This is a genomic window from Tenacibaculum sp. 190130A14a (assembly GCF_964048965.1).
GTDB classification, from domain to species: domain Bacteria; phylum Bacteroidota; class Bacteroidia; order Flavobacteriales; family Flavobacteriaceae; genus Polaribacter; species Polaribacter polynesiense.
The window spans coordinates 2,761,754-2,781,870 of the sequence record NZ_OZ040189.1; the positions used below are offsets into that span (position 1 = coordinate 2,761,754).

At 31.1% G+C, this 20,117-nt stretch carries 20 protein-coding genes; 2 read left to right on the forward strand and 18 right to left on the reverse strand.

Annotation, left to right across the window (positions count from 1 at the left end; all coding sequences use genetic code 11):
* The first annotated feature begins 104 nt into the window (after positions 1-104).
* Positions 105-2,924, forward strand: coding sequence for an insulinase family protein (locus ABNT22_RS12925; RefSeq protein WP_348713811.1), 2,820 nt, complete (start codon positions 105-107; stop codon positions 2,922-2,924).
* Positions 2,925-3,007: 83 nt separating this feature from the next.
* On the opposite strand, the gene ABNT22_RS12930 is transcribed toward ABNT22_RS12925, so the two are convergent.
* The 13 genes from ABNT22_RS12930 to ABNT22_RS12990 form a co-directional block, all read right to left on the reverse strand.
* Positions 3,008-3,952 (reverse strand): UDP-glucuronic acid decarboxylase family protein, encoded by a 945-nt coding sequence (locus tag ABNT22_RS12930; protein WP_348713813.1) that lies wholly within the window; start codon positions 3,950-3,952, stop codon positions 3,008-3,010.
* Positions 3,953-4,957, reverse strand: a complete 1,005-nt coding sequence (locus ABNT22_RS12935; RefSeq protein WP_348713815.1) for a glycosyltransferase — start codon at positions 4,955-4,957, stop codon at positions 3,953-3,955. It lies immediately after the preceding gene.
* A complete protein-coding gene (locus ABNT22_RS12940; RefSeq protein ID WP_348713817.1) occupies positions 4,954-5,733 on the reverse strand; it encodes a DUF3050 domain-containing protein in 780 nt (259 codons plus the stop codon). Before ABNT22_RS12940 ends, ABNT22_RS12935 begins: the two co-directional genes overlap by 4 nt.
* Positions 5,734-5,799: 66 nt before the next feature.
* Positions 5,800-6,612, reverse strand: a complete 813-nt coding sequence (locus ABNT22_RS12945) for an enoyl-ACP reductase (RefSeq protein WP_348713819.1) — start codon at positions 6,610-6,612, stop codon at positions 5,800-5,802.
* 41 nt (positions 6,613-6,653) lie between these two features.
* Complete coding sequence (gene recN / locus ABNT22_RS12950; protein WP_348713821.1) at positions 6,654-8,306, reverse strand: DNA repair protein RecN; 1,653 nt, start codon at positions 8,304-8,306, stop codon at positions 6,654-6,656.
* Between the two features lie 251 nt (positions 8,307-8,557).
* A complete protein-coding gene (locus ABNT22_RS12955; protein ID WP_348713823.1) occupies positions 8,558-9,445 on the reverse strand; it encodes a DUF4835 family protein in 888 nt (295 codons plus the stop codon).
* Entirely contained in the window at positions 9,438-10,649 is a 1,212-nt protein-coding gene (gene coaBC / locus ABNT22_RS12960; RefSeq protein ID WP_348713825.1) for a bifunctional phosphopantothenoylcysteine decarboxylase/phosphopantothenate--cysteine ligase CoaBC, read from the reverse strand. Before coaBC ends, ABNT22_RS12955 begins: the two co-directional genes overlap by 8 nt.
* Before the next feature lie 2 nt (positions 10,650-10,651).
* The gene (locus tag ABNT22_RS12965; protein ID WP_348713827.1) at positions 10,652-10,972 is read right to left on the reverse strand and encodes a DNA-directed RNA polymerase subunit omega; all 321 of its coding nucleotides are present in this window, start codon (positions 10,970-10,972) and stop codon (positions 10,652-10,654) included.
* 3 nt (positions 10,973-10,975) lie between these two features.
* The gene (locus tag ABNT22_RS12970; RefSeq protein WP_348713829.1) at positions 10,976-11,797 is read right to left on the reverse strand and encodes an outer membrane protein assembly factor BamD; all 822 of its coding nucleotides are present in this window, start codon (positions 11,795-11,797) and stop codon (positions 10,976-10,978) included.
* 127 nt (positions 11,798-11,924) lie between these two features.
* The gene (locus tag ABNT22_RS12975; protein WP_348713831.1) at positions 11,925-12,443 is read right to left on the reverse strand and encodes a ferritin; all 519 of its coding nucleotides are present in this window, start codon (positions 12,441-12,443) and stop codon (positions 11,925-11,927) included.
* A gap of 368 nt (positions 12,444-12,811) precedes the next feature.
* The gene (gene dapA, locus ABNT22_RS12980; protein ID WP_348713833.1) at positions 12,812-13,687 is read right to left on the reverse strand and encodes a 4-hydroxy-tetrahydrodipicolinate synthase; all 876 of its coding nucleotides are present in this window, start codon (positions 13,685-13,687) and stop codon (positions 12,812-12,814) included.
* A complete protein-coding gene (locus tag ABNT22_RS12985) occupies positions 13,687-14,199 on the reverse strand; it encodes a DUF6913 domain-containing protein (protein WP_348713835.1) in 513 nt (170 codons plus the stop codon). Before ABNT22_RS12985 ends, dapA begins: the two co-directional genes overlap by 1 nt.
* 29 nt (positions 14,200-14,228) lie before the next feature.
* Entirely contained in the window at positions 14,229-15,314 is a 1,086-nt protein-coding gene (locus ABNT22_RS12990) for an esterase-like activity of phytase family protein (RefSeq protein ID WP_348713837.1), read from the reverse strand.
* 75 nt (positions 15,315-15,389) lie between these two features.
* Here ABNT22_RS12990 and ABNT22_RS12995 point away from each other — a divergent pair, with 75 nt between their 5' ends.
* Entirely contained in the window at positions 15,390-15,779 is a 390-nt protein-coding gene (locus tag ABNT22_RS12995; protein WP_348713839.1) for a DoxX family membrane protein, read from the forward strand.
* 88 nt (positions 15,780-15,867) lie between these two features.
* Here the strand turns inward: ABNT22_RS12995 and ABNT22_RS13000 are convergent, their stop codons facing one another.
* Genes ABNT22_RS13000 through ligA form a run of 5 tightly spaced genes read right to left on the reverse strand, consistent with a single transcriptional unit; the run spans position 15,868 to position 20,111 of the window.
* Positions 15,868-16,326: a GyrI-like domain-containing protein gene (locus ABNT22_RS13000; protein ID WP_348713841.1), complete on the reverse strand. Its 459-nt coding sequence runs from the start codon at positions 16,324-16,326 to the stop codon at positions 15,868-15,870.
* A 55-nt stretch (positions 16,327-16,381) separates the two neighbouring features.
* Positions 16,382-17,089 (reverse strand): YafY family protein, encoded by a 708-nt coding sequence (locus ABNT22_RS13005; RefSeq protein WP_348713900.1) that lies wholly within the window; start codon positions 17,087-17,089, stop codon positions 16,382-16,384.
* Positions 17,090-17,095: 6 nt separating this feature from the next.
* Entirely contained in the window at positions 17,096-17,752 is a 657-nt protein-coding gene (locus tag ABNT22_RS13010; RefSeq protein ID WP_348713843.1) for a lysoplasmalogenase, read from the reverse strand.
* The gene (locus ABNT22_RS13015; protein WP_348713845.1) at positions 17,736-18,107 is read right to left on the reverse strand and encodes a hypothetical protein; all 372 of its coding nucleotides are present in this window, start codon (positions 18,105-18,107) and stop codon (positions 17,736-17,738) included. The genes ABNT22_RS13010 and ABNT22_RS13015 overlap by 17 nt, the downstream gene beginning before the upstream one ends.
* Positions 18,108-18,113: 6 nt before the next feature.
* Entirely contained in the window at positions 18,114-20,111 is a 1,998-nt protein-coding gene (ligA, locus tag ABNT22_RS13020; protein ID WP_348713847.1) for an NAD-dependent DNA ligase LigA, read from the reverse strand.
* Positions 20,112-20,117: the final 6 nt, after the last annotated feature.

Below are 20,117 nucleotides of genomic sequence, written 5' to 3' on the forward strand. Positions count from 1 at the left end.
ATCCTTTTACGGATGCCTTTTCTTTTTAACAGTAATTAACAACTAAAGTTTTAGTTTTAAAAAACTATGGTGTATCTTAGTAGCTCAATTTTAACTCAATAACTATGAAAAAATTACTGTATTCCATTTCCTTAGCGGCTTTACTATCGATTCCTACCTATGGGCAAGCCTTGAAAGAAGCTAAAGGAAAAGGAACACTGAAGTCTATGAAAATCCCAGTAGACCCTTCAGTAAAAATTGGAAAACTCTCTAATGGTTTAACGTATTACATTAAACAAAATCCAAAACCTGAAAACAAGGTGGAGCTTCGTTTAGTAGTAAACGCTGGATCTATATTAGAAGATGAAGATCAATTAGGATTAGCTCACTTTATGGAGCACATGAACTTTAATGGTACTAAAAACTTCAAGAAAAATGAATTGGTAGACTATCTACAATCTATTGGAGTTAAATTTGGTGCACATTTAAATGCATATACAGGATTTGATGAAACTGTATATATCTTACCTATTCCAAGTGACGATGAAGCCAAATTAGACAAAGGATTTCAAATTCTTGAAGATTGGGCTCATGGTGCTTTGTTAGAAGACAAAGACATCGACGAAGAAAGAGGTGTTGTTTTAGAAGAGTATAGATCTCGAAGAGATGCTAGCAGTCGTATGTTGGAACAGTATTTACCTAAAGTAATGCACGGTTCTAAATATGCCGATCGTTTACCAATTGGAACTAAAAAAAGTATTGAAACTTTTAAATATGAAAGTATTAGACGTTTTTATAAAGATTGGTATCGACCAGATTTAATGGCCGTAATTGCTGTTGGAGATGTTGATGTTGCTACATTAGAAAAGAAAATAAAATCGCATTTTGAAAAAATTCCAGCTGCCAAAAATGCTAGAAAAAGAGAAGTAGCCCCCTTAAAAAATCATAAAGAAACTTTTATTGCTATAGAAGCTGATAAAGAATCTCCTTTTTCAAGCGTTCAATTGATGTATAAAGACAAAGGAGCTTCTAAAGAAGATAAAACTATTTTCGATTACAGAAGTAGCATGGTAAAATCTTTATTTACTCAAATGATTAATAATCGTTTAAGTGAATTAAGAAATGCTGAAAAACCGCCATTTGTTTTTGGATTTAGTTATCATGGTGGTACTTGGGCAAGAGGTAAAAGTGCTTATCAATCTAGAGCTACTACCAGTGCCGATGGACAACTAGTTGGTTTACAAGCTTTATTAGATGAAAATGAGCGTGTAAAGCGTCATGGATTTACACAAGGTGAATTAGAAAGAGCAAAAAAGAACGTTATTTCTCGTCTAGAAAAATCTTTTAATGATAAAGATAAAACTGAGTCTAATAGAATTACGAGCGAATATGTAAATAACTTCCTTGAAGACGAACCAATTCCAGGTATTGAATGGGAGTTTAGAGCACACCAACGATTACTTCCAACAATTAAACTAAGTGAAGTAAATGATATTATTCAAAATTTTTTACATGATGACAACAGAGTTGTTGTAATTACAGGTCCTAAAAAAGTAGTTACTGAAAAACAAGTAGTAGATGCTTTAAACAGTGTAAAAACAAAAGAATTAAAGCCTTATGAAGACAAAGCTGTAGCAACTTCATTAATTACCAAAATGCCTAAAGCTGGAAGTATTGTAAGTACTTCTGAGAATAGTAAATTAGGTACTAAGACTTTTGTTTTAAGCAACGGAGCTAAAGTAACCTATAAGAAAACAGATTTTAAAAATGATGAAATCCTGTTTGAAGCATTTAGTTTTGGAGGAACATCATTGTATACCGATGCTGAAGCTAAAGCAACTTCTTTCGCAAATGGAGCGTTAAGTCAAGCAGGAGTTAACAATTTTAAATTAAACGACCTGTCTAAAATGATGATGGGTAAAGTAGTACGTGTAAATCCTTTTATTGCTACTTATAGTGAAGGTTTTAGAGGAATGGCTTCTCCTAAAGACTTAGAAACTTTATTTGAAATGGTGCACTTATATTTTACAGCTTTAAATAAAGATGAAAGTGCATTTAAATCATTTGTAAATAAGCAAAAAGGATTTTTAGGGAACTTAATGGCTAGTCCAAATTTCTATTTTCAAAATGAAATGGGGAAATTTATGTATGGTAAAAACCCAAGATATACAGGATTTCCAACTCCAGAGAAATACGATGCTGCTGATTATAACCTTGCTTATCAGAAATACTTAGAGCGTTTTGCTGATGCTGGAGATTTTAATTTCTACTTTGTTGGAAATATTGATGAGAAAAAATTAGCAAATTTTGCTACTAAGTATATTGCTAGTTTACCTGGTAAAAATTCTAATGAAATGTACAAAGTTTCAGATTTCAGACCTCTTTCTGGTTCTCATAAAAAAGTAGTTGCTAAAGGGAAAGATCCTAAAAGTAATGTAAGAATTGTTTACAGAGGTGAAACTAAATATGATAAACATGATGCTTTAGCTTTTAATATGCTTGCAGAAGCTGTTAAGATTAAACTTACAGAGAAATTAAGAGAGCAAGAAGGTGGAGTTTATTCAGCCGGTGCTAGAGGAAGTATGAGCAAAGTGCCTTATGGAAGTTTTAACTTAACAATTAGTTTCCCTTGTGCTCCAGAAAATGTTGAAAAATTAAAAACAATTGCGGTGAATGAAGTAGCCAATATTGTAAAAAATGGTCCAACTTCTGAAGACTTAGAAAAGACTAAAAAAGCAATGGTTTTAGATCATAAAGAAGATCTTAAGAAAAACAGATATTGGTTAAGAACCATTAAGAACTTAGATTATTTAAAAAATGATGCTAAAGATTTAGGGTCTTTTGAAGAGAACGTTAATAAAATGACTCAAAAAGATATTCAAAAAGTAGCTAAAAAGTTTTTAACGAAAGGTTACATTTTAGGAATCTTAAATCCAGAAAAATAGTTTTAACTAAATTTCTATAAGATAAAAAAGCTCTCAAATTAATATTGAGAGCTTTTATTTTTTCTAAACTTTACAGATAAATACTATTCGTTTCTTAATACTTCATCAAAATAAGTAATTACCTTTTTAAGACCTTCATCTAAACTTACTTTAGGTTCCCAATTATTAAGTGTCTTTTTAGCTAAAGAAATATCTGGTTTACGTTGCATAGGGTCATCTTCTGGTAATGGTTCAAATATAATTTTTGACGAAGAATTTGTCATTGCTATTATCTTTTCTGCCAATTCCAAAATCGAAAACTCTCCTGGGTTACCTATATTTATCGGTCCTGTTACATGGTCTGAAGTATTCATCATACGAATCATTCCTTCGACTAAATCATCTACATATTGAAAACTTCTTGTCTGCTTTCCTTCTCCATAAATTGTAATATTCTTTCCTTTTAAAGCTTGCACAATAAAGTTAGAAATTACTCTTCCGTCATTAGTGTTCATTCTTGTTCCATACGTATTAAAAATTCTTATAATCTTAATACGTACATCATTTTGCTTATGATAGTTGATAAACAAAGATTCTGCACAACGTTTCCCTTCATCATAACAAGATCTTAATCCAATCGGATTTACATTTCCCCAATAGGTTTCTGGTTGTGGATGTACATGTGGATCCCCATATACTTCACTTGTAGATGCCTGTAAAATTTTTGCATCAATACGTTTCGCTAAGCCCAACATATTGGTAGCACCTACAACAGAGGTTTTAATCGTTTTAATAGGGTCATGTTGATAGTGAATTGGTGAAGCCGGACAGGCCAAATTATAAACCTCATCTACTTCGGCATAATAAGGCTCTGTAATATCGTGCCTTACCACTTCAAAATACGGGTTATCTAAAAGGTGAATGATATTTTTCTTACTACCTGTAAAATAATTATCTAATGAAATTACTTCATTACCTTCTTTTAATAATCGTTCACATAAATGCGAACCTATAAAACCTGCTCCTCCTGTTACTAATATTCTTTTCACCTATTTAAAAAATAATTTTGGAAATTGTTTCTGTGGATCTCTATTTAGTAAGCGAATGTAAAAAGTAGATTTTAAAAAAGCCAATCCATATCCAAAAAATTGAATAAATACTGCATAAACAGATAAAAAACCTACTTTAATACTCTTATTTAATAAAGTTGAATGTACCAATAATAATATTAAATACCCCACTAATGGAATTAAAACTATAGGGGAGTATACTATTCCTCCAAGAATAGACATTAAAGTAAAAAACACAAAAACGCTTGGTAGCCAAAATGTAATTTTAGCTGTAGTTGGGTGCCATTTTGTTAATATAGGTCTTACCATACCAAACTTTTTTACTTGTGTATGAAATTTTTTCCAAGAAATTCTTCTTTTATGATATACATACGCATCTGGTAAAAAACCTGTTGTAAATCCTTTATTTACTATTCTTTGAGACAAATCTGGGTCTTCTCCTGGATGAATCTTAGAAAAACCTTGAGTAGCTTCAAAAGCTTCTTTTGAAATTCCCATATTAAAACTTCTAGGTTCAAATTTTTGCACCTTAACCTTCCCTCCTCTTATACCCCCAGTAGTAAAAAAAGAAGTCATGGTATAATTAATTGCTTTTTGTAAATCTGTAAAACTATCATGAGCAGCATCAGCTCCTCCAAAACAGTCTACATAACTTTTACTTAAAAAAGTGTAAATCGTTGATAAATAATGACTTGGTAGTATTACATCCGAATCTAGCACAATAAAATAATTACCAGCAGCTCTTTTCATTCCATAGTTTCTAGAATCTCCTGGTCCACTATTTTCTTTATAAAAATAGGTAATGTTTATCTCTGAATTATATTTCTCTATTATTTTCTCAGATGATTCTGTCGACCCATCTTCAATAATAACCACTTCATAATCTTTTTGAAAGTCTTGTTTAGTTAAACTTTCTAAAAGTTCATCAATTTCATCTGGTCTATTATAAACCGGAATTATCAGAGATAATTTTACTTGATTCATACTAAAACTGCTGTATTAATTTCTTTGGTAATACCATTCCAAAGATTAACTCTCTTCTTTAAAGACTCTTTTGCATAAAATAATACATCATCCCATTTTTGCTGATCATCACCGCATAACTCTTCTATCATTTGCAATGATAATGGTCCATGCTCATCCCCATCTAGCTCAATATGCCTCTTTAAATAGTAGGTTAACTTCCCATAATCAATATTATTCTCTTCTTCTGTATTTTTAACTATTTCTAAAAACATATCTGGTATCAAATCCTCTCTACCAAACGTAAAACAAGAAGCGATAATATGTGGTTGCTGAGTTTGTATTACCTCAAATGTAAAAGATACAAATTCCTCCACCTCTTTACTTACGATGTTATTTTGCAAAGCATCAACTATCGATTTTCCATCATAAATATCTGAAATAAAGTTCGAAATATGTTCAATGCTTGCTCCTGTTTGTTTCATAGCATCTATATACATTTCAAAGTGACTTTTAGGTTCTCCTAACTCATTCACATCTGTTTCTTCTCCTAAAACTATCTCATTTATAAATCTTGCTGTTTTTGCATTTGGAGTAGGAATCCAGGGTAATGTAACACATGTTAAGCTTTGCTGTAATGACTTTAAAAGCGACATAAAATCCCAAACTGCAAAGACATGCGATTCCATGAAAACCTTAACATCCTTTATGCTATTTAACGCATTGTATAATTGATGTTCTCTTAACTCTTTTCTTAAAGCTTCTAACTCGTTTTCTACAAAAGAAATTCTATTCATAAATATCTATCAATAAAAAATGCAAATCTAACGATTTGCATTTTGATTATCTTACTTTATAACTCATTACTCTTCAGTAAATCTTTCCATTACTGCATCACTTACTCCCATATTAGAGAACCCTCCGTCATGGAATAAGTTTTGTAAAGTTACTTTCTTTGTCAAATCAGAGAATAATGAAATTGTATAATCCGCACATTCTAATGCTGTAGCATTTCCTAATGGAGACATTTTTTCTGCATAAGAAATAAATCCATCAAAACCTTTAACCCCTTGACCTGCTGTTGTAGGTGTTGGAGATTGAGAAATTGTATTTACACGTACTTTATGGTCTCTTCCGAAGAAATATCCAAAACTACGAGCAATAGACTCTAAATAAGCCTTATTATCTGCCATATCGTTATAATCTGGAAATACTCTTTGTGCAGCCATATAAGTTAAGGCTACAATACTTCCCCATTCATTCATTGCTTGTTTGTTATATAAAACATTCATCGTTTTATGAAAAGAAACAGCAGAAACATCCCATCCTTTTGTTGTAAAGTCGTATTTAGAATCTGTGTAATGACGTCCTTTACGTACATTAACTGACATACCGATAGAGTGTAAAACAAAATCAATTTTACCTCCTAATATCTCCATAGACTTTTCTACTAAGTTTGTTAAGTCGTCCATTGAAGTTGCATCGGCAGGAATAATCTCAGAATTAGTTTTAGCTGCTAACTCCTTAATTTGCCCCATACGCATAGCTATTGGAGCGTTCGTTAACACAAACTCTGCTCCTTCTTCATGAGCACGTTCAGCTACTTTCCAAGCGATAGAATTTTCATCTAAAGCTCCAAAAATAATTCCTTTTTTTCCTTTTAATAAATTATACATACTGTTTGTTTTAGTCTTTAGTTTTGTTAAGCAAATATAGTTTAATTTAATAATTCTTTTGCATGAGTTAAAGCACTTTCAGAGAAGTCTTTTCCACTTAGCATTTCTGCTATTTCTTCTACTCTTTCTTGTGTTGAAAGTAATTTTAAATTAGACTCTGTTATTCCTTCTACTTCAGATTTATATACTTTGTAGTGTTGAACACCTTTGGCTGCAATTTGTGGTAAATGCGTAATAGTTATTACTTGCATATGACTACTCATTTGTTGCATAATTGCAGCTATTTTATTTGAAACCTCTCCGGAAACTCCAGTGTCTATCTCATCAAAAATTATGGTTGGAAGTTTACTATTTTCAGATAATATCTTTTTAATTGATAGCATAATTCTAGAAAGTTCTCCTCCAGAAGCTACTTTTTTCAGTTCTCCGAAATTCCCACCTTTATTTGCAGAAAATAAAAATGATAATTCATCCTTTCCATTTGAAAAATAGTTATCAGATAAGTTCACATCAATAGCAAATCTAGCATTCGGCATTCCTAAATCTGCTAATAATACCTCTAATTCCTTTTTTAACTTTGGAATCACTTTATTCCTAGCACTTGAAATTGTTTGTGCCAGCGCGTCCAGCTTTTCAGCAACATGAGCAATCTCTTTTTCTTTATTAGCTATAATACTACCAGCATCTTCTACTTGAGCTACCTTATCTGCCAAAGATTCATGAATCTTTTGTAACTCTTCAATAGAACTTACAAAATGTTTCTTTTGTAAATTATAAATCAATTGTAAACGATCATTCAGCTCTTCAATTTCTGAAGGATTGTATTCAATCAACTCATTTGCATTTTCTATTTCTTTTGCTACATCATCTAACTCAATTTTCAGGCTAGAAACTCGGTTACTTAACTCCTCGTATTCTTTAGAAAAGGAACTGATTTTTTGCAAATTATTCTCTAGAGAGTACAACATCGTTTGAATACCAACTTCTTCATTGATTGTCTTTTCTAGTGCTTCAGATAAGTTTAACTTAATTTCCTCAACATTATTCAGCTTATCTAATTTCTCTTCTATACTTTTTTGTTCTCCAATCTGTAACTCAGCTTCTTCTAACTCTTTAAATAAATGCAAGTTATACTCATATTGTTGTTTCGCTTCTTCTTGAGAAAGCAATAACGTTTTTAATTCTTTCTGTAAGCCATTATACTTTTTCAAACCTCTTTTATAAGAAGCTATTTTTGTATGATTTCTTGCTAAAACATCAATAACATGAAATTGAAAATTAGTGTCTGACAACTCCATCGTTTGATGCTGTGAATGAATATCAAGTAACTTTGTTTTTAAAGATTGTAAAACGGATAATGTTACTGGAGTGTCATTTACAAATGCTCTTGATTTTCCTGAAGGAAGAATTTCTCTTCTAATGATAGTTTCATTCTCATAATCTACATCCAATTCATCAAATAATTCTTGAAGATTATAATCTGCTACAGAAAATTGTGCTTCTATTACACATTTTTTTTCTGTATTTTTTAAAGAAGATAAATCAGCTCTATTCCCAGTAACCAAACCTAAAGCTCCTAATAAAATAGATTTACCTGCTCCTGTTTCTCCTGTTATAATAGATAGTCCACTGCTTAAATCAATAGATAACTGATTGATTAATGCATAGTTTTGTATAGTTAAATGTGCTAACAAATTTTACTCTTTAAAAAAGAATAAAAGTACGGATTTTTAACAAACTAAAAAGAGAAGTTTTAAACTAAAACTATATCCATTCAGAGATAAATTAAAATAGGTGTTACTCAAATTTCACCTATCTTTAAACAAAGAAGATCAGCAAAAACTTCATATACTTTTGACCTTGATTACAGATTACTCTTCAAAAAAAATAACCTATTAAAAATTGAATTTAATAGGTTACTAATATTTTATTTATGTATCAACGTTTAATTAATTCTCTTCCACTTGTCTGAGTAAGTTGGAGAAATATCTCTTAACGTTTGTACCATTTTTGCTTGATTACTAGTAGGTCGACCATCTGAAAAAACATTTACAATTTCATCTGATTTTGCATCTAAAAATACACGAATCATGTAGTTACCAACGGTTATATTGAACATCTTATCCAAATCTATTACCGCCTTTTCAATAGCTTGTTTTGCTTTATTTTCGTCTTCTGAAAAGTAATCAAATCCTTGTCTATGATAGTTATAATATATATTTCGTAAGGTCTCAAATTTTGAAGATAACAAACCATCAATCAAAGCAAATCTATTTTGCTTTCCTACTTGGTTTTGCCAGTTTGTATCACCACTTTGTTGTGCCTGTAACATTACGTTCTCCGCTTTTTTCAAATACTCTTGTCCTCCTTTTAATGCAAATGTATCTGCATCTACTCCTAAAATGGTGTACACATAAAAAACAATGGTAGATACTAAATTAGAATCAAATCTTGTGGGATTAAATAACAACGGATCAAACTCATTATATTCAAAATTAAATCCTGTATCATTGATATTTAAAAGAGGTGTTGCATATGAAGAACCATACACCGGTCTTGTCGATTGAATTTGCAAGCTTCCTAAAAACTGATTATTATTTTGTTCACTTACTATAATTGTAAATGCACAATTAATACGTTCTTGCGGTTTAAAATTTCTATTAGTCCATTTTGTTTGGTTTATAAACTCTGTCAACGCCTTTTGTAACGTTTGATAAACTTGCTTATTTGAACTTTGAACTTTATCAGCATTAATGGTTACCAAAGCATTTATTTCTTGCGCTTGAACAAACGAAGAAACAAGTAAGACTACTCCTAATAAAAACTTACGCATTTAATTTTTGAATGATTTCGTTAATTATATCTTTAGATACTTCTTTTTTAGATTTTAACGCAAATTCTTTTTTGCTAAAATCTACATCAATAATAGTGATTTTATTTGTATCTGTTGCAAAACCTGCTCCCTTATCTCTTAAGGAATTTAGAACTATCATATCTAAATTCTTTCGTTTGATTTTACTTTTCGCATTCTCTTCTTCGTTATTTGTTTCTAAAGCAAAACCAACTAGTAATTGGTTTTTCTTAATTTCACCTAACGATTTTAGAATGTCTTGGGTAGGTTCTAACTCTATACTTAACGCTGCTTCTTTCTTTTTTATTTTTTGAGAAGCTACATTTTTTGGTCTGTAATCGGCAACTGCAGCAGAAAGTATAGCTACATCAACATCATTATAGTATTTATGACAAGCTTCATACATTTCTTGCGCCGATTTTACATCTATTCTTTTAATAAAAGAATGTTTTACTGATTGGTGAGATGGTCCTGAAACTAAAAATACCTCAGCTCCTAAATTTGCAGCTGTTTTGGCTATTTCAAAGCCCATTTTTCCAGAAGAATGGTTACCAATAAATCTTACTGGATCTATTGCTTCATATGTAGGTCCAGCTGTTATTAATACCTTTTTACCTCTTAAGGGTAACTTTGATACTATATCTTTTTCAATAAAATCTATAATATCTTCTGGTTCAGCCATTCTTCCTTCACCAACCAAACCACTCGCTAGTTCGCCAGAAGTAGAAGGAATCATTATGTTTCCAAAACTTTGAAGTTTATCAAAACTTGTTTTTGTTGAAGGATGCTTATACATATCTAAATCCATTGCAGGAGCAAAATATACTGGACATTTTGCCGATAAATACGTTGCTAATAATAAATTATTGCAAGTACCATTGGTCATTTTAGATAAGGTATTAGCAGTTGCTGGGGCAATAATCATTAGATCTGCCCATAATCCTAATTCAACATGATTATTCCAAAGCTCATTTTCGTCTTCAGAATCATAAAAAGTTGAATTAACTGGATTTTTAGATAAGGTAGATAAAGTAAGTGGTGTTACAAAATCTTTAGACGCAGGAGTCATTACTACTTTGACTTCTGCGCCTGATTTTATAAATAAACGGACTAAATTTGCTGTTTTATATGCTGCAATTCCCGCAGTTACTCCTAATAAAACTTTTTTCCCGTTAAGTACAGACATTCTTACTTCTTGTCTGAATTTCTAAAATAAATTTTCTCTTCTAACCACTCTTCCACTGCAATTGCATGTGGCTTAGGTAAGCGTTCGTAGAATTTTGAAACTTCTATTTGCTCTTTGTTTTCAAATACTTCTTCTAAGCTATCGTTATACGTAGCAAACTCATCTAATTTATCTATTAATTCTTTCTTAAGATCAGAATTAATTTGTGTAGCTCTTTTCGCTATAATCGAAATAGCTTCATAGATGTTGTCTGTAGGAGTTTCTATTACCTCTTTGTTGTAAGTTACTGTAGATACAGGTGCCTTCGTTTCTTTATAATCCATCACTTAACTTTTAACTAATTGTTCTTGTTCCTTTTGTAATGCTGTTAGCATCTTATTAGAATCTTCCATGAATTTAGACTCAGGAAAATTTCTTTTTAATTTATCGTAAGCTTTAATTGCTTCTTTAATTCTTTCTGCCTTTCTTCTTTCTGTACTCTTCAATACAAAATCGTGCGCAGCCTTTAATCTGTAATACAAGGCTTCTTCCTTAAAAGAAGTTCCTAAATAATCAGATAATAAATTATCGAACGCTACAATTGCCGCTCTATAATTTCTTGGATAAGTTTCTGCTGTTCTGTAATAAGTTTTAGCTATTTCAAAAGCTTTTTTCTCTAACTTATATCTTAATTCAGCATAATACTTATTTGCTTCGTCTATCTTATCAGAATTTGGATAAGCGTCTATAAATGCTTGAAACTTTTCTAACGCTTTATTAGTATCTGTTGGATCTAAACTAAATCTTGGTGCTGCTTTGTAATATCCTAATGCTGATAAAAATGCAGCTTCCTCACTCTTAGAACTTTTAGGATAGTTCTTAGAAAAACGCTCAAAATAATATCCTGCTAAGCTGTAGTTTTTCACATTAAAATTAGACTGTGCCACCATGTATTGAATACGCTCCATTTGTGGTTTTCCTCTGTAAGAAGGAACTATTTTTTCAAACAAACGAATGGCTTTATTGTACTTTTGAGCTTCGTACATCTTCGTAGCCATTTTATATTGCTCTTCTACTGTTCCTTTATTCAATACTTTTTGATATTCTCCACAAGAAGTTAACAATAAAGTAACTACTAATAAATACGCTAAATTTTTAATTTTTTGCATTCGGCAAAATTAATGATTAATTATGGATTATTAAAACGATTTTTTACACTTCAAATTGTGTACCGCAATAAACTATAATTTATGTTAGTAAAAAGGTAAAGAAACCCTAAATGTTTGTTAATCTTAATTATTGAGGTGCTTCTCCTCCAGCATCTGCTCCTACCAGTTGCTTTACATCATTATCAAACAAATATAAACCTCCCTTATCATCTCCAATCAAATTGATCTTATCTAGGATGTTTCGTGCTAACGCTTCCTCTTCTATCTGCTCAGAAACATACCATTGTAAAAAGTTATGCGTAGCATAATCTCTTTCTTCTAATGTTATATGAACTAAATCGTTAATTGATTGAGACACCATTACTTCATGATCAAACAATTCTTGAAACATATCTTTAAACGATCCAAACTCAGTTGGAGGTGCTGCTAATTCAGAGATCTTAGCGTGTCCTCCTCTTTCATTTACAAACTTTACCAATTTCAACATATGCATACGTTCTTCATCTGAGTGTGCATACATAAATTGAGCTACTCCTTCAAAACCTTGAGTTTCTGCCCAACAAGCCATTGATAAATATACTTGAGATGACTCGGCTTCTAATTTAATTTGTTTATTTAATGCGTCTTCTATTTTCTTTGATAACATAATTGCTTCTAATTTTGAAATACAAATATCTTAAAAAAAGCGCAAAAGAAGATTTATTATCAATTAGAAATATAAAAGATTTCACGCAACTAAGCACTCTCATTTAATAACTAATATTAGGATAACATTTTTAAAAACCATGAACCTAAAGGTAATTGTAGTAACATCAATTGTTAAACTTCCAACTATTCTACGTATCCCTAACATTAATAGTAGTTGTTTTTCAATTGAATTAATTAGCAAACTGTTCAAGTAATATTTAAACAGTTATTTTATTAAATCTTAGCAGATTGTCATCTTATATATAAGATGCAAAAAAGACCATAGTGTACACTATGGTCTTTTATTTATGTTTCGGTGTAGTCTTTTTATAAATTATCTAAAAAGTCACCAATTTTTCCCTGTAATTCTTTACTCGCTACTACTAATGGCAAACGAACATTATCAGAAGTAATGTTCAATTTCTTTAAAACGGCTTTTATTCCTGCGGGATTATTCTCTTCGAAAATATAATCTACAATATCCATTAATTCAAAATGAATATTAAATGCCTCTTTGTTCTTTCCTTCTAAACCTAGTTGAATCATTTGAGAAAACTCTTTAGGTAAACCCTGTCCTATTACTGAAATAACTCCCGCTCCTCCAGCTAAGACAATTCCTAAAGCTAAATCATCATCACCTGAAATAATTAGAAAATCTTCTGGTTTATCTTTTAATAAACTATAGTATTGTTGCTGATTGTTTCCTGCTTCTTTGACTCCGATTACGTTATCAAAGTCTTTTGCTAAACGTAAAGTTGTAGCAGGTTCCATATTTTTCGCCGTTCTCCCTGGAACATTATATAAAATAACTGGTTTAGGGCTTGCTTCTGCTACCGCTTTAAAGTGTTGATAAAACCCTTCTTGTGTAGGTTTACTGTAATATGGTGCTACAGATAATATTGCATCTATTTCAGTTAAATCTAACGTTTGTAGCTCTTCAACTACAGTTTGTGTATTGTTACCTCCAACACCTAAAACAAGTGGTAAACGTTTCTTGTTTACGGCTGCAACAACTTTTATAATTTCTGTTTTCTCTTCTTTTGTGATAGTTGCACTTTCACCGGTGGTTCCATTAATTACTAAATAATTAGTTCCGTTTTCTATGTTATAGGTTACTAATCTTTCTAACGCATCGTAATCGACACTTAAATCTTCTTTAAATGGAGTTACCAATGCTACACCAAGTCCATAAAACTGTTGCATTATATTTTATTTAATATGGTTAAATACTTTTTTAATTCTTGATTCAAAATTGCCTCATTAAAAGCTTCATCAGATACTACAATATCAAACAATCTATCATCGATATTTGCAAACCCAGCCTTTAATTTTGCTTGCGATAACAAAGTTACCATATTTGTAAAAATATTAGACGATTTAGTGTAGTTAATCAGTAAATCATATTCATTTTTAACGAAGTTTTTTAGATTGTCTGATTTTAAACTTGCTTTGAATCCAAAATCATTCTCTGTAAAGAATTCTGGAGATTCCTCTTGTTTTTTAGAATATTCTCTAAGTGTAAAAACAGTTATTTGTTCCTTTGTAAAAGGAAGCTTATTTGTTAAGTTAGCTAATACAATGTTTATAAGTGATTCATTATCTAATACAATAGCTACTTTCTTAATTTTATTAGAATCTTGACGTTTACTTATTGACTTTCGAACTAGTTTGTCAAACGCCTTTTGAATAGATTTTTGTTTAAATTTGGATATCATTGTAAAAAATTGCGGACGCTAAAAATACATTATTTATTGTGAATTTCTAAAAGAATAAATTGATTCAATTGCTTTCCATACACTTGAAAATTATCATCAGAAATTAAAATGACCGATTGATTTCCATTAGACAACGTTGGTCCGAAGGTTATTCCTTCAATATTATCTATTATTCCTTCTGTTAACTCTTTTTGAATTGAATCAAAATCTAATAATAATTCTTTCTTTAATGGAATATACGCTTCTTTCTTCAAAGATCTTAAGGCTAGAGTGTTTGTTGTTTCTTTATCTGCAAATGCATTGAAAATTCTCACAACATTCCCATGACTTCCATATCCACTTTGATAAATTCTTTCTACTACGAGAAACTTCCCCTCTTGATACTCTAAAATAGCAGTGACACCATTCAGGTTTATTTTACCTTTTGCAGGTTTATCAATCTTTTCTAATTCATAGGCATATTGCTTTTCAGCTAATTTGGTCTTATTATTAAAATAAGTAATTCTAACTGGTGATTGTGTTTTATGAAAAGTTGGTTCTTCTCCATCTGCACGTAACGGCGCTTCCATAGCAACCCAAAATCCATCAGTACTAAAGCCTCTACTTGAACCTTCAAAAACACCATTATGTTTGGGTTTTTCTTTTGAACTTGCTTTAAAATAATCAGGAACTATAAACTCTGTAACAGCTCTTGAATTGATATCAATCGTAAAAACAAGTGGGTCTTTTCCTTTTCTAATTGATCCTTCAGAAACTAAATTTAGCTTTCCTCCAGCGTCTATAAAAACTGATTCTAAATCTAAAGCATTACTATTGTAAAATGAGCTTGTAGTATCTTTTAATTTGATAATATTGTTAAAATTTACTGCTTGAATTTGATCTTCATCAATTAGAATATCCGCCTGTAAAATTCGTGGATTTCTTGCATCATCGACTACCATATAATATTGGTCCTTATATCTATCAATTCCTGATAACCCACCTATTACTGTAGTACCAAACTGAAGAGAGTCTTTTACAACAAGTTCATCTAAAAAAGTTAGGGTCATTTTTTTCTTCTGACAACCTAAGAATACAACTACCATCATTAGGGTAGTAAATGTTATTTTTTTCATAAAACAAAAATACTATTTAATTAGTTCCTGTAAGGATTAAAAACCACTTCGTCTAAATTATAAAACCAATACATAATGAATAAATATTTGCCTATTATTTTAAAACTTGTGGCAGCTGTAATAATGTTACAAACATTATTTTTTAAGTTCACAGGCGCTCAAGAAAGTATCGATTTATTTACAAAACTAGCTGGAGAAAATGAAGCGTCCATGAGAATTGGAACTGGAGTTTTAGAATTGATAGCATCGATTTTACTATTTATTCCGAATAAAACTTGGTTAGGCGCAATACTAACTGTAGGATTAATGGGAGGTGCAATAATGGGACATTTAACCAAGATTGGTATTGAACATAATGGAGATGGAGGTGGATTATTTATTTGCGCTATTATAACTTTAGTTGCTGGGGCAATCTTACTCATACTAAATAGAAAGCACATTCCTTTTATAGGAAGTAAATTATAATTTTTCCGATTTAATTTGTTAACTACAACAAGCGGTTTTAGAATTTTCTCTAAAACCGCTTGTTTATTTTAATAATCAAAAGTTATTCTTATTCTATGGCGATAAAAATTTCTGCTTCTCCATTTTTAGGGTCTTGTGCTTTTTCTCCATACACTTCAAAATCTGCTGTATAGGTTCTTTTACTATCAGAATTCCAAATTTTCATCCACTCGTTTACCACTGCGTCTTTTGTTAAATCTCCTTTAGCAATGTACTTCTCGTAATTTGAAGCCTCTATTTTTGTTCCAACCATGTTTTCTGGAAGGTTTTCCAAATTTTCCACTCGATAACCTAATATCATTGTATATGGCTTTGTATGATCTTTTTCATAATCAGTATATACTGCATAACTTTCTGAACCTAATTTATTCAAAAGTTTCTCGCCTACATTTTCAACCATAAATTGTTGCCATAATGCCGGTATATCTTGCATTGCTTTTCCATTCTCATTAGTTGTTCTAACAGAGATTCCTGCAACGTAAAACGCTTCTTTTTTTATTGTGTCCATTTTCTTATTTTTTAATGTTTACACAAAAATAAAAGTGGGTGATGACAACAGTTTGTCAGGGGGTATTGTATTTTTCTTCACAAATTTTAAAATACTCTTCCAAAGTTAAATTATGAGGTTCAAAATTGCCTCCAGTTAATTGTATATTCTTAATACAATCTATTCTAAAGGCTCTAAACTCATTACGTAATCGACAGAATGCTATTAACAACCAATTTAAGTTCGTACTGTACATTGCAAAAGGTTCTACCACTCTTTTGGTAGCTTGATTTTGAAGAGATAGATAAGCGATTTCTACCAATTGAAAGTTTGTTATTGCCGTTTGCAATTGCATCAAATAATTACTGGATCTTTCATTATCTTGATTCAATCGAAATACAATTCGTTTTGACAGTAAATCTGCTTTATCTTTTTGAGAATATTTTAAAACAGCTTTAATTTTTGTAATTGCATTACTGTAATTATCTACAAAAGAAGCATCCTTGTTTTTTAATATTAATTGTTCAGCCGTTATCAATGCATTTGCCTCTTCTTCAGAAAACATTACAGGAGGTAATTGAAAACCTTCTTGTAAAAAATATCCCTTTCCTTCTTCAGTTACTACAGGTACCCCAGCATCTTCTAGCGTTCTTATATCTCTGTAAATTGTTCTAATACTTACACTGAATTTTTCTGCTAGCTCCCTTGCTGTCAGCAATCTTTTCGACTGCAATAAAGTAACCATTTGTGTTAACCTGGTAAGTCTAGGTTTTTCCATTATTATTTCAAGTTAACTCCTTTTTGCTATTAGTGCTTTTACTATAAGAAATTGAGATACAATATATAAAGCTATAATTGAAACATCAAAAAGTCTTTTAGGTGTATAAAAGTTATTCAATGCAATTAAACTATCAGAAGCTATAAACAACACGGCCCCTAACAACAACCAGGTACTTGCAGTTGTTTTATCTTGTCGATAATGCAACAATGCTGCTGTACCAAAAGTTGAAATAGTTACTCCGTACACAATTACAGGCACTAACATATCCCCAAGATTCGCATAAATCAAACTTAACAAACCAATAAACAACACTACAAAGGGAATTGCTGATGTTATCATTTTCGACGTTAACTCTTTCTGCAACAGATCGGTAGTGATTTTTATATAAATAACATGAGCTAACAAAAATAATGCTAAACCAAATACAAAAAACTTCTCTTTATCTAATAAAAACACATCTCCCCAAAACGAAAAGAACAATGCTGATAATACCCAAAAGCTTGGTTTTTTAACCGAAACCAAATACACCACTGCCAGTGTTGTCATTAGTAAAGGTTTAAATATCATTTCTAATGTTTTGTTTTGCGTAATTACTGCATATACATCAGTAATTGCAACACCTAAAAACAGCAGGCTTACAATGGTTATTCTAGTTTGTTTGGTCATTATTCTTATTTATTATAAAAGGAGCATACTTATTTTCTCCATGCCAATGTTCAACTACCTTTAATTTTCTAAATCTTGGATTAACTATAAACAGTATACGATTTTCATTCATTTGTACTTTAATCCAAAGAGGCATCTTATTTCTTTGCGTTATTAGAACTTCACTAATTTCATCTAAAGAAAGTAATGTATTTTGAGTTTGTTTAATCAACTTCCTTTCTATTACTCCCATTACACCTGAATCAAAGGGCTCTCCTTCACTAAACTCAAATTCAAAACAACCTTGATTACATCCAAAATCAACTTCTAAAAGTTTTATTTTTTTCTTTAAAAAATCTTTATTTGATTTTTGCATAAAGAATTACCCTATCATATCAATAAAATCTTGTTCTGAAATGATTGGTATTTCAAGGTTTTGTGCTTTTTCCAGTTTACTTGGCCCCATATTATCTCCAGCTATAACATAACTTGTCTTTTTAGAAATAGAAGAACTTACCTTTCCTCCATTATCTTCAATAGCCTTTTTTAATTCATTTCTACTCATCTGGTGAAACACTCCTGAAACCACAAATACTTTTCCAGACAATTTATCTGTTTGCCCTTCTAAACTCTCAGCAGAAATTTCTAACTGTACTCCATACAATTTTAATCTATCTACCAATTGAATATTCCCTAAATCGTTTGAAAAATCAATAATACTTTGAGCGATTCTATCTCCAATTTCATCAACCGCCACTAAGGTTTCAAAATCAGCAGCCATTAAATTATCAATCGACTTAAAATGTTTCGCCAATTTCTTAGCTACAGTTTCTCCAACAAATCGAATCCCTAATGCATACAATACTTTTTCAAATGGAATTTCTTTAGATTTTTCTATTCCATTGATCATATTTTGTGCTGATTTTTCCGCCATTCTCTCTAACGGAATTACTTGTTCAACTTTCAACTCATACAAATCCGCATAGTTTTGAATCAAACCTTCTTTTCTTAATAAATCAACAGTCTCTCCTCCTAACCCATCTATATCCATTGCTTTTCTACTAATGAAATGTTGAATCCTTCCCGTTATTTGAGGAGCACATCCAAATTCATTCGGACAATAATGTTTAGCATCTCCTGCTGTTCTTATTAATTCTGTATTACATTCAGGACAATGCGCAGCATATACTGTAGGCTGTGAATCTTGATTTCTTTTGGTAAGATCTACTTTAATTATTTTCGGAATAATTTCTCCTCCTTTTTCTACAAACACAGTATCTCCAACTCGAATATCTAATTTTTCAATCTGATCGGCATTATGCAAGGAAGCTCTCTTTACAATTGTTCCTGCCAAATGAACTGGCTCTAAATTAGCTACAGGTGTAATTGCTCCTGTTCTTCCTACTTGATAGGTAATTTCATTTAACACTGTTGAAACTTGCTCTGCTTTAAATTTATAGGCAATTGCCCAACGTGGTGCTTTTGAGGTATACCCAAGTTCATCCTGTTGTTGAAAAGAGTTCACCTTAATTACTACACCATCTGTTTCATAGGGTAAATCATGGCGTTTTTCATCCCATTCATTTACAAAAGCTAACACTTCTTCTATTGAGTTTTTCAACTCAATAGTTTCCGGAACTTTAAATCCAACTTTACGGGCCGCTTCTAAACTTTCATAATGTGAAGCATACTTACGTTCATTCGTTACAACTTGATATAGCAAACAATCTAATGGTCGTTTTGCAACCTCTGCACTATCTTGTAGCTTTAAACTACCACTTGCAGTATTTCTTGGGTTTCTATAAGGGTCTTCTCCATTCGCTACTCTTTCTTCGTTCATCTTATCAAAGCCAGCAATCGGTAAAATTATTTCACCTCTCATTTCAAAGTCAGAAACAAAATCGCCATTTGGCACCAATGGAATGGATTTTATAGTACGTATATTGGTTGTTACCTCATCTCCTTGAAATCCATCTCCTCTAGTAACGGCTCTTACAAATGCTCCATTTTCATAAGTCAAATTTATAGAAGCACCGTCATATTTAAGTTCACAGGTATATGCTATTTCTGTTGTTCCTAGTATTTTTTGAATTCTCTTTTCCCAATCTAATAAATCATCTTTAGAATACGAGTTATCTAAAGAGTACATTCTGTTTTTATGAACAATGGTTTCAAAGTTCTTAGTTACATCTCCTCCTACTCTCTGAGTCGGTGAATTAGGATCAAAAAACTGTGGATTATCTTCTTCTAATTTTTCTAATTCTTTCAACATAATATCAAACTCATAATCTGATATTGTAGCATTGTCTAACACATAATAATTATGATTGTGTTGACGTAATTCTTCTCGTAATTGCTGTATTTTTTGTTCGATTGTCATTCTAAT